Source organism: Thermaerobacter composti, from assembly GCF_033582035.1.
Classification (GTDB): Bacteria; Bacillota; Sulfobacillia; order Thermaerobacterales; family Thermaerobacteraceae; genus Thermaerobacter; species Thermaerobacter composti.
This window is the reverse complement of record NZ_CP132508.1, coordinates 635,115-648,451: the sequence shown is the minus strand read 5'-3', so window position 1 is coordinate 648,451 and position 13,337 is coordinate 635,115. Positions and strand designations below refer to the sequence as shown.

Annotated in this window: 10 protein-coding genes; 8 read left to right on the top strand and 2 right to left on the bottom strand. The window is 75.1% G+C overall.

Translation table 11 applies throughout. The features are described from left to right. Positions 1-369 precede the first annotated feature (369 nt). Both Q5761_RS02610 and Q5761_RS02605 read right to left on the bottom strand, forming a co-directional pair. A complete protein-coding gene (locus tag Q5761_RS02610) occupies positions 370-1,254 on the bottom strand; it encodes a manganese catalase family protein (RefSeq protein ID WP_318751088.1) in 885 nt (294 codons plus the stop codon). A gap of 716 nt (positions 1,255-1,970) precedes the next feature. Then, positions 1,971-2,258 carry a hypothetical protein gene (locus Q5761_RS02605; protein ID WP_318751087.1) on the bottom strand — a complete coding sequence of 96 codons (288 nt, stop codon included), beginning with the start codon at positions 2,256-2,258 and terminating at the stop codon, positions 1,971-1,973. A 152-nt stretch (positions 2,259-2,410) separates the two neighbouring features. On the opposite strand from Q5761_RS02605, the gene Q5761_RS02600 reads away from it, so the two are divergent. The 8 genes from Q5761_RS02600 (at position 2,411) to Q5761_RS02565 (ending at position 13,295) form a co-directional block, all read left to right on the top strand. Continuing rightward, the gene (locus Q5761_RS02600; RefSeq protein ID WP_318751086.1) at positions 2,411-3,823 is read left to right on the top strand and encodes a helix-turn-helix transcriptional regulator; all 1,413 of its coding nucleotides are present in this window, start codon (positions 2,411-2,413) and stop codon (positions 3,821-3,823) included. A gap of 108 nt (positions 3,824-3,931) precedes the next feature. Further along, positions 3,932-5,215, top strand: a complete 1,284-nt coding sequence (locus Q5761_RS02595) for a DMT family transporter (protein ID WP_318751085.1) — start codon at positions 3,932-3,934, stop codon at positions 5,213-5,215. Positions 5,216-5,349: 134 nt separating this feature from the next. Then, positions 5,350-6,507, top strand: a complete 1,158-nt coding sequence (bshB2, locus tag Q5761_RS02590; RefSeq protein ID WP_318751084.1) for a bacillithiol biosynthesis deacetylase BshB2 — start codon at positions 5,350-5,352, stop codon at positions 6,505-6,507. Positions 6,508-7,396: 889 nt separating this feature from the next. After that, positions 7,397-8,521, top strand: coding sequence for an ABC transporter substrate-binding protein (locus Q5761_RS02585; protein ID WP_318751083.1), 1,125 nt, complete (start codon positions 7,397-7,399; stop codon positions 8,519-8,521). Position 8,522: 1 nt separating this feature from the next. Then, on the top strand, positions 8,523-9,524 hold the full coding sequence (locus Q5761_RS02580; RefSeq protein WP_318751082.1) for a betaine/proline/choline family ABC transporter ATP-binding protein: 1,002 nt from the start codon (positions 8,523-8,525) through the stop codon (positions 9,522-9,524). Next, positions 9,514-10,371 (top strand): ABC transporter permease, encoded by an 858-nt coding sequence (locus Q5761_RS02575; RefSeq protein ID WP_318751081.1) that lies wholly within the window; start codon positions 9,514-9,516, stop codon positions 10,369-10,371. Before Q5761_RS02580 ends, Q5761_RS02575 begins: the two co-directional genes overlap by 11 nt. Before the next feature lie 245 nt (positions 10,372-10,616). Then, positions 10,617-12,029 carry a trehalose-6-phosphate synthase gene (locus Q5761_RS02570; protein ID WP_318751080.1) on the top strand — a complete coding sequence of 471 codons (1,413 nt, stop codon included), beginning with the start codon at positions 10,617-10,619 and terminating at the stop codon, positions 12,027-12,029. Positions 12,030-12,089: 60 nt separating this feature from the next. Next, the gene (locus Q5761_RS02565; RefSeq protein ID WP_318751079.1) at positions 12,090-13,295 is read left to right on the top strand and encodes an FAD-dependent oxidoreductase; all 1,206 of its coding nucleotides are present in this window, start codon (positions 12,090-12,092) and stop codon (positions 13,293-13,295) included. Positions 13,296-13,337: the final 42 nt, after the last annotated feature.

Sequence of the window (13,337 nt, the reverse complement as noted above, 5' to 3'; positions counted from 1 at the left end):
GCCGCCCCGTCATGAACGACCCGCCCGACGACCAGGGCGGTGGGCGCACCGCGACCATGGCGGGTGGGCAGCGCAGGTTGCAGGCCCCGGAGGGGACTGCGCGCGGGCCTGGACGCCCACATGCCGGAGGAACCATGCCGGAGGAAGGCGACGGCCCGGCGGCGGTTCCGCAGAACCGCCGCCGGGCCGCGGGCAGGACCCAGCGCCATCCGTCTCGTTGCTCGCCTCGGCCACCAACCGATGGCTCGCCCCGGCGTCCCCCTCGCCGTCGCCAACGCCCTCCGTCCGCCGGGGCCCCGGCGGGAGCGCCGTTCCCTGCGGGTGCACCGTTCCCTGCGGCTGCGCCGTTCCCCGCGGGCCCCGGACCCCTCAGGCGCTGGCCAGCTTCCGCGCCAGCTCCTGCAGCTCCCCGGGGTCGATACCGGGCACGAAGCTCTCCGGAACCTCCGCCAGCTCGGGCACGGGCCCGCCCTCCGGCGCGCCGTCCACCACCTCCAGCTGCCCGCCGTCGGGGGCCGTCCCCTTCCAGATCCGCGCCACCTCGCGGAAGTCGTCCGGGCTCAGCCGGTACAGCTTGCGGTGGATCCCCATCGCCTCGAACTTGCGCGCCTCGGGGAACTTGCTGTTGTCGATGTCCGGGATCGGCAGCATCCGCGCCACCTCGACCCCCGTCAGCGTCTCCAGCGCCCGCGCGTACGCCAGCGCGTGCACGCCGCCCCGCACCAGCAGATAGCCGATCATCTCCCGCGCCACCGGGTTCGTCGTCATCTCGTAGACCCGGATCTTCTGCAGCCGCGCCCCGCACTCCAGGAAGAAGTTGTGCAAGAGGTCCAGCACCAGGTTGCCGCTGGAGAACACGTAGTCGCCGCTCCAGGGCGCGCCCATGGAGTTGCCCACCAGCGCCGCCTGTCCCGTGGCGATGAAGTGGTGGGTGTTGCGCAGGTCCTTCGCCACCGCCAGCGGCGCCGTCTCCGGCGCACCCGGCCGCGTGCTCCCCTCCAGCAGCAGGTTGATGGTCGCCGCCACCAGCTCGATGTGCCCCAGCTCCTCCGTGGCGATGTTGACCAGCAGGTCGTAGTAGGGCCGCAGCTTCTCCCGCCCGCGGAAGTTGAAGGACTGGTAGGTGTAGTTCATCAGCGTCGACATCTCGCCGAAGCGCCCGCCCAGCAGCTCCTGCACCGCCGCGGCGGCGTTCGGGTCCGCCTCCTTCGGTCGCGGCAACTCCACGGCCAAGCGGTCGATGCGCAGGAACACGCTCTCTCCCTCCCACCGGCAAGCTGCGGGCGGCGGTCCCGCAGCTCAGGCCGTCATCCGTCGGTGCCGGACGGCGGCGCGATCCCGCGCGCGGCGTTCGCGACGGCCGCGGGAAAGCCCCCAGCGCCGCGGTCTCGCCCCGGCCGATCGCCGCGGGAGCCGCCGTGCGGGCCAGCCGATCCGGACACCGAGCCACAGGGCCTGGGTCAACAACACCTCCAGGACCGTGGACGCGATCCTGCACCAGCAGTCGCCGCCGGTCCCGGTCTCCCCCTGCACCACCGGCCCACCTCCTCTACCGCCTGGACGGGACCGCCGCCCAAACGTGGCCCGCCAGGCCCGGTGGGACCGCAGGGTCCCAGGCCTGCCCCCCAGGGCTGCCACCGGCGCCCGCCGCCCGCCGACCATGCCGGCGGGTCGGGACGCCCGGGGCGGCCCTCACGCCGGGCGGTGGACGGGAGGACCGTCCGCCGCCCATGGAAACGCAGCGGATCCCGGCGGTCGCGGGAGGCCCGCGTTCACGGATCAGGCCAGCGGGTGCCGGGGTTGGCGTGCGGCGCGAAGCCACCCTCGTGGGACCCGACCCTGGGGAGCGCCACCAGCGGTGGGCCGCCCCGGGTCGCGTCGATCGTCAGGGGCGGGAGGTGCCGCCCGGCCATCGCGCCCATGATGCGCTCATGGTGGCGCCGACGGCCGCGGCGGTCGACGGGGTCGGCTCAGGCCTCCACGTCAAGCTCCGGGACGCCGGGGCCCATCAGGTCCGCGAGGACCGACAGCTCGGGGATCTCCGGCCCCATCAGGTCCGCGAGCACCGTCAGCTCCGGGATCTCCGGTCCCATCAGGTCCGCCACGGTCGACAGCTCCGGGATCTCCGGACCCATCAGGTCGGCATGGATGCCCTCACCGGCGTCGGCTGCTGCCACCCCACCTCCACCCCCCGCGAGGATCGCCCACGTCAGCGCCACCAACAGGGTTGCGCCGACCGTCCAACGAACCCTCAACACGTCCTCACCTCCCGCGGGCGATGGGCGTTGGCAAGTCCATCGTGGACCCGGGCGATCGGAACACGGCGTGCCGGTCGTGCACCCGGGTGACCTGGAAGCCGCGCACCAGCGCCCCGGGGGACCACCGCGCCGAGCGAAGGGAGGGCCGGCCCGTGATCGGCGACCGCATCCGGGCCCGGCGCCGGGAACTGGGCCTGACCCAGGAGCAGCTGGCGGCCGGGCTCTTCGACCGCTCCTACATCAGCCGCATCGAGGCCAACGAGGTCGTCCCGCCCCTGGCGACGCTGCGCCTCCTGGCCGAGCGCCTCGGCAAACCCGTGGGCTTCTTCCTGGGCGAGCAGGACGAGTTCGCCCGCCGCCGCGTGATCCATGACTACGTCCAGCGGGGACGCCGCTACACCCGCAAGCGGCGTTTCGGGGAGGCGGTGCGGGCCTTCCGCATGGCCCTGGAACTGCTGGAGCAGGACGAGGACTCGCCCCTCCTGCTCTCGGTCCAGGTCGACCTGGCCTACGCCCTGGCCTGTCTCAACCAGGCGGAGGAGGCCGGCCGGTGCCTTTTCGCCGCCCTCAACCTCCTGGCCCGCGTCCCCCTGGATCGCTGCCCGCCGGGGACCACCTTCCGCCTCCACTACACCCGCGGCAAGCTGGCCTTCCAGCGGGACGAACTGGCCGTCGCGGCGGAGGCGTTCCGCCTGGCCGCGTCGGCCGCGGGCCGCCCCGCCGACCGCATCCGGGCCCACGTCGCCCTGGCCAGCACCCTGTTCCGCCAGGGGCACTACCGGGAGGCCCTGGCGTACTACGCCACCGGGTTGCCGGACCGCGAGCGGCCGCCGCGTGCGGCCCCGTCATCGGGTCGCGGACATGCCCGGGGTTCCCATGCGGAGGCGGCCGCGTCCGCAACGCTAGGAGACGCCCGGGGGTCCCTGGTGGAGCCGGCCGCAGCCCCGACGCCCGGGAACGCGCGTTCCCGCTCGGAACCGGCCCCAGAACCGGCCGGGGTCCCGGCGGCACCCGGGCAGGCTGGCGCCGGCGGGGTCCCGCCGGCGAGGGCATCCGCCCCCGCGCCCGTGCCGGTGCCGGTCCGCCACCTGCCCAGCACGCTGATCGCCGCCTGCCATCATGGGGTGGGCGTCTGCTACTGCGCCCTCAACCAGCTGGACCTGGCCGCCTACCATCTCGAGCGGGCCATCCAGCTGTACCGGGGTCGGGACCCCGCGCGCGTGCTGACGGCCACCCACGATCTCGGCGTCGTCCAGGCGCGCCAGGGGGCGTGGCGGCTGGGTCGGCAGCGCCTCCGGCAGTGCCTGGCGGGGTATCGCCGCATCGGCCGGCTCGACGGCGTGGCCAGCGTCCTGGTGGACCTGGCCAACCTCGAGCTGGCCGCGGGACGCCACCGCCGGGCGCTGGTGCTGGCGCGCATCGCCCGCTGCCGCGCCCGACAAGCCCAGCGACCGCGCCTGTACCTCAGTGCCATGGCCGTCGAGGCGCGCGCCCTGGACGCCCTCGACCCCTCCGCCGCCCGGGCCCTGGACGGGGTGGTGCGAGACCTGCGGGCCCTGGGGTGAGCAGCGCGGCGACACCCCGGGACGTCGGCCCGGCGCGAACGCTCCCCTCGGTCCCGGCGTAGATTGGGACCGCGGCCGATGCCGGACCCGGGGAAGGATGGGGACCCCTTGCGTTCGCCGCGTTGCCGCCGTCGGAACCGCGACCGCGCGCTGCCGGCCCCTGGCGCCGGTGCCATCCATGCCGCCCCGCAGCGGGAGCGTCGACGGGAGCCCGGGCCCCGTCGCCAGGGCGGCGCCCGCGAGGCCGTGGGCGCCGCCCTGGGGCTGCTGGCCGTCGTGCTCTTCAGCCTCACCCTCCCCGCCACCCGGGTGGCCCTGGAGCACCTCCCCGGCGAGCTGGTGGGCCCCGGCCGGTCGGCGGGCGCGGCCCTGGCCGCCGCCCTCGCGGCCCTCGCGGTCCGCGGCCGCGCCGCCGCACCCGGATCCCCCCGGGGACGCCCCGCCGTCCGCCCGATGGCCCACTGGCTGCCTCCCCCGCCCGCATGGCCCTCGGTCCTCGTGGTGGCCGCCGGCACCACCGTCGCCTTCCCCTGGCTCTCGACGCTGGCGCTGACCCAGCTCCCGGCAGCCCACGGGGCGGTGCTCCTGGGACTGCTGCCCCTGTTGACATCGGGACTCGCCGCGTTGCGCGCGGGGGAGCGGCCCTCGGCCCGGTTCTGGTTGGCGGCGATGGTGGGAAGCGGCGTGGTGACGGGATTCGCCGTACGCCAGGGAGCCGGTCGCCCCCACGCCGCCGACTTCCTGATGCTGGCGGCCGTCGTGCTGGCCGCCGCCGGGCACGCGGAGGGCGGCCGCCTGGCGCGGCGGCATGGCGGGTTCCTCCCCGTCGCATGGGGGCTGTGGGCCGCCCTGCCGCTCACCCTTGCCGCGACCTGGGAGGCGATCGTCGCCGGGCCTGCGGCCCCGTCCGTCTCGGAACCCCCCTCCTCGGGGCCGGCGCCGATGGCGTCCCCATCCCTCTCCGCCGCTGCGGCCACGGCAACCGCCCGGCCAGGGTGGGACCCGGCGGTGCGCGCCTGGTTGGCCTGGCTCTACATCAGCGTCGTGACCCAGTTCGGCGCCTTCATCCTCTGGTACCTCGCCATGGCCCTGGCCGGGGTGGCGCGGACCAGCCAGTTGCAGCTGCTGCAGCCCTTCCTGACCCTCTTCGTCGCCCACGCCGCCCTGGGCGAACGGGTCGACGGGGTCACGGTGCTCGCCGCGGTCGCGGTAGCCCTGGTGGTCGCGGTGGGACGCCGGGCTGCCGTCTACCCCGCAGAGCGCCCGGCGCCGGCCACCGATACGGCGTCGCCCCCACCCGGCGGCACCGCACCCTCGCCGCCCCGGCTCCCCCAGGACGCCGCGGGCCCGCCCGCCGCCGCCCCACCCCAGCCGCCCTCCCGCTGGCCGTAGGACGCGCTCGTCCAAGAGGAGGACCGGGCCGCCTGGCGAAGCAAGGGATGGGGGCCGCGGCCGGGCACCGGCCACGGCCCCCGCTCCCGTGCATCCGGTGGAAGCCACGGGCGTCGAGGGTGAGGAGGCGGTCCATGGAGACCATCGACCCCGCCCGCGTCCAGCGGGCCCTGCAAGCGTACGTCGGCGACGCGGTGTACCTGCACCTGGAGACCACCCACGGCGCCTACACCCGCGGCGGTTTCGGCGCCTTCGCGCGCAACGTCCGGGTTCACCTGGAGGCGGCCGCCGTGCGCGGCCGCGGTCCCTACCGCGTGGGCCTGCGGGTGATGGGCGGCTGGGTCTACGCCGAAGGGCTGACCCACTGGTGGCAAGAGCCGGATCGGGTCCTTCTGGAGGGCCATGACGACGAAGACCGGTTGACCGTGGTGCTCGAGGTGGCGCGACGCCCGTTCCCCTTGGCGACCGACGGGGGGACCGCCGACCGGCCGGCGGCCACCTTGCCGCCACGGCAGCCGCCGGAGGGCGAGCGGGAACCGGCGCCGGCGCCGGAAACGGTGCCGGTGACCGCCACGGACCCGGTCCCCGCCCCGTGGGACCGACACCTGGTGGTGGTCCTGGCCCACCCGGATGACGAGTCCTTCGGCGCCGCCGGCACCATGGCCCGGGCCGTGCGGCAGGGCATCGGCGTCACCATGGTCTGCGTCACCGCCGGCCAGATGGGCCGCCGCGTCGGGCGGCCGCCGCTGGCCAACCGCGAGTCCCTGGGGCCGCTGCGCATCGAGGAACTGCGCCGGGCCATGGCGGCCGTCGGCGTCACGGACGTCCGCGTGCTGGGGGTCTGGGACAAGACCGTCGAGTTCCAGGATCGCGCCCAGCTGGCTGGGCGCATCCGCGCCATCCTGGAGGAGACCGGCGCCACCACCGTGATCACCTTCCATCCGGAGTTGGGCGGCCATCCGGACCACGACGCCGTCGGCGCTGCCACGGTGGAGGCGGTGGCCGCGCTGGGCCGGCTGCGGCCGCGGCTGCTGTTCGTCAAGGGCCCCTTGCGCGATGCGGATCCCGGCCTGCCCGTGGTCACCGTCCCCATCGCCGAGGTGCGCACCCTGAAGGAGGCCGCCTTCCGCGCCCACCGATCCCAGACCACCGGGTGGGACGAGCGGCTGCGGCAGGACGAGGAGATGGCCCGGCGCTTCGACCAGCTCCTCCGCGAGGAGAGCTTCTGGGTCGCCCCGTACGATGGCAACGGGCGCGGGCGGTCGGGACCCGTCGGCGTCCAGCCCTCGTGAAGGCGGCCGGCCTCCGAGGGGCCGGCGGCCGCAGGGCGCCCTGCCCCCGCGGCCGACGGCCCGCGCCCGCCGGCCGCGAACGCCCCGGGACCCCGCCCCACCCGCCGCGCCCGGCAGCCACGGGGCACCCTGCACCCCTCGCCCGCCAACGGCCCTGATCCTGCCAGCGCGACCCCCCCGGTCCCCTGCCCGTCCCCCTGCGCCCCCCGGCCGCCGACGCCCCGCGACGCCGGCCGTGGACGCGCCCCGCCTGCGGCGCAGGATGGCCGGGCGGCGGCGCCGACCCGGGCCCACGCGCCAACGCAGGCCCCGACGCGGGGCGACGGACCAGGGGCCAACCCCGCGCGGCCCACCGGAGTCCGAGGCTCGCCGTGGCCGTCCGGACGCCGTCGGCCACCGCGCCTCGGGAGGGCTGAGCAGCAGCCAGTGCGTTGCTCATCGTCTCTCGTCCTATGCCGTCCCCTCGTCGCAGGCCGATCGGTCCTTGCACGACGCCTCCCTTTGGTTTAGCATGGGAGGTACAAATCGAAACGGCAGGCCGAAGCCCCCTCCAGGGGCGCGGGGGAACCGTCTTCGGGGCGAATTCCCGGCCGCCGCGGCCGCCATGAGGCGTCCTCGCCGGCCCGGAGAGGAGCGGATGCGACCGCCGCGTCGCGTCCTCCGTCCGCCGGGCACGTAGCGCGGGACCGCACCCCACGCCGCGGCGACTCCGGGATAGGGCAGCCCGGCCCGAGCCCGGCAGCTAACCCCGTAGGCACGCGGGCGTTGCATGCACGCCATTCCCTGCCTATCCTGTCCCCCCTTCTGCGGCCGGATTCCACCGCCTCGGAACCGACCGCCGCTTCGTTCCCCCGCGCCCATGCGGCCTGCCGCGGAGGGAGGTCGTTGCGTGAAGACCGCGGCACGGCGAGCGGCGGGTGTCCGCCGGCGCGCCCCGCGGGTCCGTCGATGGGCCCCGTCTCTCCTGACGCTGGTGGTCATCCTGTTGGCGACGGCATGCGGCAGCGGCGCCGGCCCCGGCGGCGGGGGATCCGCCGGGGGAGGAACCGGCCCAGCCGACGGTCCGGCGGGCGGTGGCGGCCCGTCCGGCGAGAAGCCCACCCTGGTCTTCGGCGACTTCAGCTGGGACAGCGTGCAGGTGCACAATCGCATCGCCGGGTTCATCATCGAGCAGGGCTACGGCTACCCCGTCGACTACAAGTTCGGCGACACCGTCCCCATCCTCCAGGGCCTGCAGGACGGCAGCGTCCACATCACCATGGAGCTCTGGCCCGACAACATCCGCGAGGCCTGGCAGAAGGCCGTGGACTCCGGTCGGGTCCTCGACCTGGGCCGGAACTATCCCGAGTCCCCGCAGGGGTGGTACGTCCCCGCCTACGTCGTCGAGGGCGACCCGGAACGCGGCATCGCGCCCATGGCCCCGGACCTGCGCACCGTCCAGGACCTGGAGCGTTACTGGCAGCTGTTCGAAGACCCGTCGGAGCCCGGCAAGGGCCGCTTCTACAACTGTCCCACCGGCTGGGTGTGCGCGGACATCAACCCCCAGAAGCTCGAGGCCTATGGGTTGACCGACCGCTTCACCGCCTTCAACCCGGGGTCGGAGGCGGGTCTGAACACCTCCATCACCACCGCCTACGAGCAGGGCAAGCCGTGGGTGGGCTACTACTGGGAGCCCACGTGGATCACCGGCAAGTACGAGCTGATTCGGCTGGAGGAACCGGCCTACAGCGACGAGTGCTGGGAGAGCGACAAGGCCTGCGCCTACCCGCCGAGCCAGGTGCTGGTGGCGGCCAACAGCCGACTCGAGGCCATGGCCCCCGAGGTGGTCGAGTTCTTGAAGCGATACGACACCACCCTGGAACAGACGGCGGCCGCCCTGGCCTACATGCAGGACGAGAACGCCAAGCCGGAGGAGGCGGCCGTGTGGTTCCTCCAGACCTACCGCGACTGGGAGCAGTGGGTGCCGGCCGACGTGCGCGACCGGGTCGAGGCCGCCCTGGAGGAGGTGCGGTGAGATGACGGCTCCGACGCCGACGAAGGCGGCTCCCGCGGTGCCGGCATCGCGGCCTGCCGCAACCGCGGCCCGGCAGGGCGGCCGCGACGGCCGGGGCGACGGCGGGTCCGACGGCCGCCGTCCCGTCCTGCTGGCGGTGCAGAACCTGTGGAAGATCTACGCGCGCCACCACCGGCGCATCGACGTCCGCGACCCGGAGGCGGTGGCGCGGGCCGAGTCCCAGGGCGCCGTGGTGGCGGTCCGCGACGCCACCCTGCGGGTGCGGCGCGGGGAGATCTTCGTGGTGATGGGGCTCTCGGGCAGCGGCAAGTCCACCCTGGTGCGGTGCCTGTTGCGGCTGGTGGAGCCGACCGCGGGCCGCATCCTGGTGGACGGCGAGGACGTCACCGCCATGGACGCCCGGCAGCTGACCGCCTTCCGGCGCCACAAGGTGGCCATGGTCTTCCAGCACTACGGGCTGCTGCCCCACCGCACCGTGCTGGAGAACGTGGCCTTCGGCCTGCGCCTGCGGGGCGAACCCCGTCGCGTCCAGCTCGAGCGGGCGCGGGCCGCCTTGGCCCGCGTCGGCCTGGAGAAGTGGGCGGACCGCCACCCGGCTGCCCTGTCCGGCGGTATGCGGCAGCGGGTCGGCATCGCCCGCGCCCTGGCCCGCGACGCCGACCTGCTGTTGATGGACGAACCCTTCAGCGGGCTGGATCCGCTCATCCGGCGGGAGCTGCAGGACGAGCTGCTGCGCCTGCAGGCGGAGCTCCACAAGACCATCGTGTTCATCACCCACGACCTGCAGGAGGCGTTGCGCCTGGGCGACCGGCTGGCCATCATGAGGGCAGGCCGCATCGTCCAGGTGGGACGGCCGCGGGAGATCATCCAGCACCCGGCCGACGACTACGTCCGCCGGTTCGTCCGGGATGTGCGGGAGGCGGCCGCCCTAGCCGGGGGCACGCTCCGGGCGGCCGCCCTGGAGCCCGTGGGCGCGGAGGGGGGATCCGGCCTTGTTCCCTGAGGCCCTGGAGTTCCACGTCGCCCCCTGGATCCAGGACGGCCTGGCGTGGCTGGTGGACCGGGGGGGCGGGTTCTTCCACGGCGTCTCCGTGGCCATCACCCGCTCGCTCAACGCCATCGAGGCCGGTCTGCTGGCGGTGCCCTGGTGGGCCTGGGTCGGCGGGGTGCTGCTCGCCGCGTGGGCCGTCACCCGCCGCCCGCTGACGGCGATGACGCTGGCCGGGCTGATGATGGCCATCGGCGCCTTCGGCTACTGGGCGGCCGCCATCGAGACGCTGGCGATGGTCATCGTCGCCGTCGCCCTGGCGGTGGCCATCGGCCTGCCCCTGGGCATCGCCATGGCCGAGTCCCGCCGCATCCACGCCCTGGTGCTGCCCGTGCTGGACGCCATGCAGACCATGCCCAGCTTCGTGTACCTGATCCCCGTGATGATGCTCTTCCAGGCCCTCGGCCCGGTGCCGGGCACGCTGGCGACGGTGGTGTACGCCCTGCCGCCGGTGGCGCGCCTGGTGGACCTGGGCATCCGCCAGGTGCCCGCCGACGCCCAGGAGGCCGCCCAGGCCTTTGGCGCCACCCGGTGGCAGCTGTTGTTCCAGGTGCGGCTGCCCCTGGCCCTGCCGAGCATCATGGCGGGGATCAACCAGACGACGATGATGGCCCTGGCCATGGTGGTCATCGCCAGCATGGTGGGCGCGGGCGGCGTCGGCGAGGCCGTGATGCGGGCGATCCAGCGCGTCGACCCCGGTGCCGGCTTCGAGGCGGGCTTCACCATCGTGGCGCTGGCCATCGTCATGGACCGGCTGTCCCAGGGCTTGGCACGGCGGTGGCAGGTGCCCCGGACCGGATGAACCCGGCCGCCGACGGGCCATCCGTCCGCCGCCGGCGGCGCTGCGGACGGCGAGTCGGGCCGCCACGGGTGGCGGCGTGGACGGGGAGTCCGGCCGCCATCCCCCACAGGATGAAGCCGGCCGTCGCGGACGGCGTGAAGCCGCCAACCGCCAACGGGACGAGGCCGGCCGCCCCTGCCGGGGACCGTCCGGGCATCCCCCTCCTTCCCCGGCCGCAGCGGCGCGACTGCGAGGAGGTGGTGGCGGTGTCCCTGGTGGTGGTCGCCAACCGGGAGCCTCTGCGGCAGGAACGGGGCCGATGGGTGCCGGCCGTGGGCGGGCTGGCCACGGCGCTGCTGCCGGTGCTGGAACGGCGAGGCGGCACCTGGGTGGCGTGGGGGGAGAAGGAGGCAGACGCCGTGCCGCGCCTCGCCCATCCGCCCGAGGCACCGCGCTTCACCGTGCGGCGGCTCCACGTGCCCGCCCGGGAGGTGACCGGCTCGTACCACGGCATGGCCAACCGGGTCCTCTGGCCCCTGGCCCACTACTTCCTGGAGCGGGTGGAACTCCGCCGCGCCTTCTATGCCGCGTACCAGGCCACCAACCGCCGCTTCGCCGAGGCGGTGCTGGAGGAGTGGACCGATCCCGCCACGCCGGTGTGGGTCCACGACTACCACCTGATGCTGGTGCCGGCCCTGCTCCGCGCCGCCCGCCCCGGTGCGCGCATCGGCTTCTTCTGGCACATCCCGTGGCCGCCGCCGGAGGTCTGGCAGGTCCTCCCCTGGACGCGCCAGCTTCTCGAGGGCGTGCTGGGCGCCGACCTCGTGGGCCTGCACACGCCCGAGTACGTGGCCAACTTCCTCGCCACCTGCCGCACGTTGCCCGGGGCGGTGGTCGACGGCCAGCGGGTGCGCTGGCAGGGGCGCACGATCCGCGTCGAGGCCCACCCCATCGGCATCGACACCGCCCGCTTCGCCCAGTGGGCGGCGGAGCCGCGGGTGCGGGAGCGGGCCCGGCGGATCCGCCGCATGGCCGGGACCCCCCTGGTCGTCGTCGGCGTCGACCGGCTGGACTACACCAAGGGCATCCCCGAACGTCTGGCGGCCTGGGAGCGTCTCTTCGAGCGGTATCCCCAGTGGCTCGGCCAGGTGACCCTCTATCAGATCGCCGTCCCCAGCCGGACCCGGCTGCCCTCGTATCGCCTCCTCAAGCGCCTGGTGGACGAACAGGTCGGTCGCATCAACGGCGCCTACATGCGGGACGGCTGGGTCCCCGTGCACTACCTCTACCGCGCCTTCACGCCCCGGGAGCTGACGGCGTTCTACCTCGCCGCCGACGCCGCCCTGGTCACCCCCCTCCGGGACGGCATGAACCTGGTGGCCCAGGAGTACGCCTGGGTGACGGAGAATGGGGTCTTGATCCTCTCCTCGCTGGCCGGGGCGGCCTCGGTGCTTCCCGAGGCCGTGGCGGTGAACCCCTTCGACGTCGACGGGCTGGCGGACACCCTGCACGAGGTGCTCGCCTCCCTGGCGGACGAACCCGGCCGGCGCCGATGGGACGCCCGCCGGGCCGCCCTCAAGGAGCGGGTGGCCGCCCTGGACGTCCACCGCTGGGCGGAGCGGTTCCTGGCGTCCTTGGAGGGCAGCCCGGTCACCCTGGCCGGCGCGTCCCCCGGTTGAGAGGCCGGCCCGCGGGTCACCCGACACCCGGCCGAGGCGTGGAGGTGCATACCACCGGACATGGAGCAGCCCCATCCCATGGGATCCCCGCGCACCCGACCGGACGCCGTCGGCCCCCACGCCGGACCCGCCGCAGAGGACGCAGAGACCGCGGCGGCGGGCCGGCGGGATGGACGCGCGGACCAGCGGCGTCCCGGGCGGGGCATCGGCCCGGAGGCGACCGGGGGTACGGCCGCCGGCGACCTCCCGCCGGTGGTGGTCGCCGGCGGGGGCATCGTGGGCACCGCGGTCGCCTTCGTCCTGCAGCGCTCCGTACCGGTGGTGCTGGTGGAGGAGGGCGACTTCCCCGGGCTGGGCGAGACCCGGGACGCCGTGGGCATCCTCAAGGCCTCCGTCGGGCACCCGGTGCTGGACGCCTTCGCCCAGTGCACCTGGGCGTTCGCCGTCGCCCAGCACCGCCACCCCCGCTCCCCCCTGCGGCTGACCTTCGCCCGGCTGGACGGCCATCCCGGCCGCGCCGCCTTCGTCGATCACCTCCTGCTGCTCGACGCCATGTACCTGGCCGCCCGGCGCGCCGGGCTGCGGCTGTTGACCCGCACGCGGGTGATGGCGCCGGTGCTCGCCGGGGACCGGGTGACGGGGGTCCGGGTGGCCCGGGCGGGCGGGGGCCCACAGGCGACCCGTCCCGCCGCCGACCGTCCCGCCGGTCATCCGGTGGAGGGATGGGACGACGTGGTCCCCGCCTCCGCGCTGGTCCTGGCGCCCGGTCCGCGGCCGGAGAGCCTCGCCATGGACGGGCTGCCCCGTGGGTTCGCGAGCCGGTTCGTCCCCGTCAAGGACGTGGTGATCCCCTTTCGCTTGCCGGCCACGGTGGAGACCCCACCGGCGGTGTTCACCCGCCGCTCGCTGATCTGGCGCTTCGCCCTCGGGATCGAGGCGCGGACGCTCTTGGCGGCCGCCCGCCTCGAGGGCGACTGGTCCCCGCCCTCCTTCGACGAGCTCGTGGCGCTGGTGGAAGACCTGGTGGAGCGGTTCGACCTGACCGGGGAGGCCCAGCTCGATCGGGTCCGGACCCTCATCGACCTGCGCGGCCCCGACGGCCTGCCCTTCGTCGGCGCCGTCGCCCCGTGGGGGGGCGCCCGAGGGCTGTTCGTGGCTGCCGGCTTCGGGCTCGAGGGGCTGTCGACGGCCCTCGGCGCCGCCCATGCCATCGCGGCGGCCGTGCTGGCCGACCTCGCCGATCGCCGCCTGATCCCCGGCCGTTGAACGACTCCGCGACGCCCGTCCGACGACCCCCAGAATGCGGCG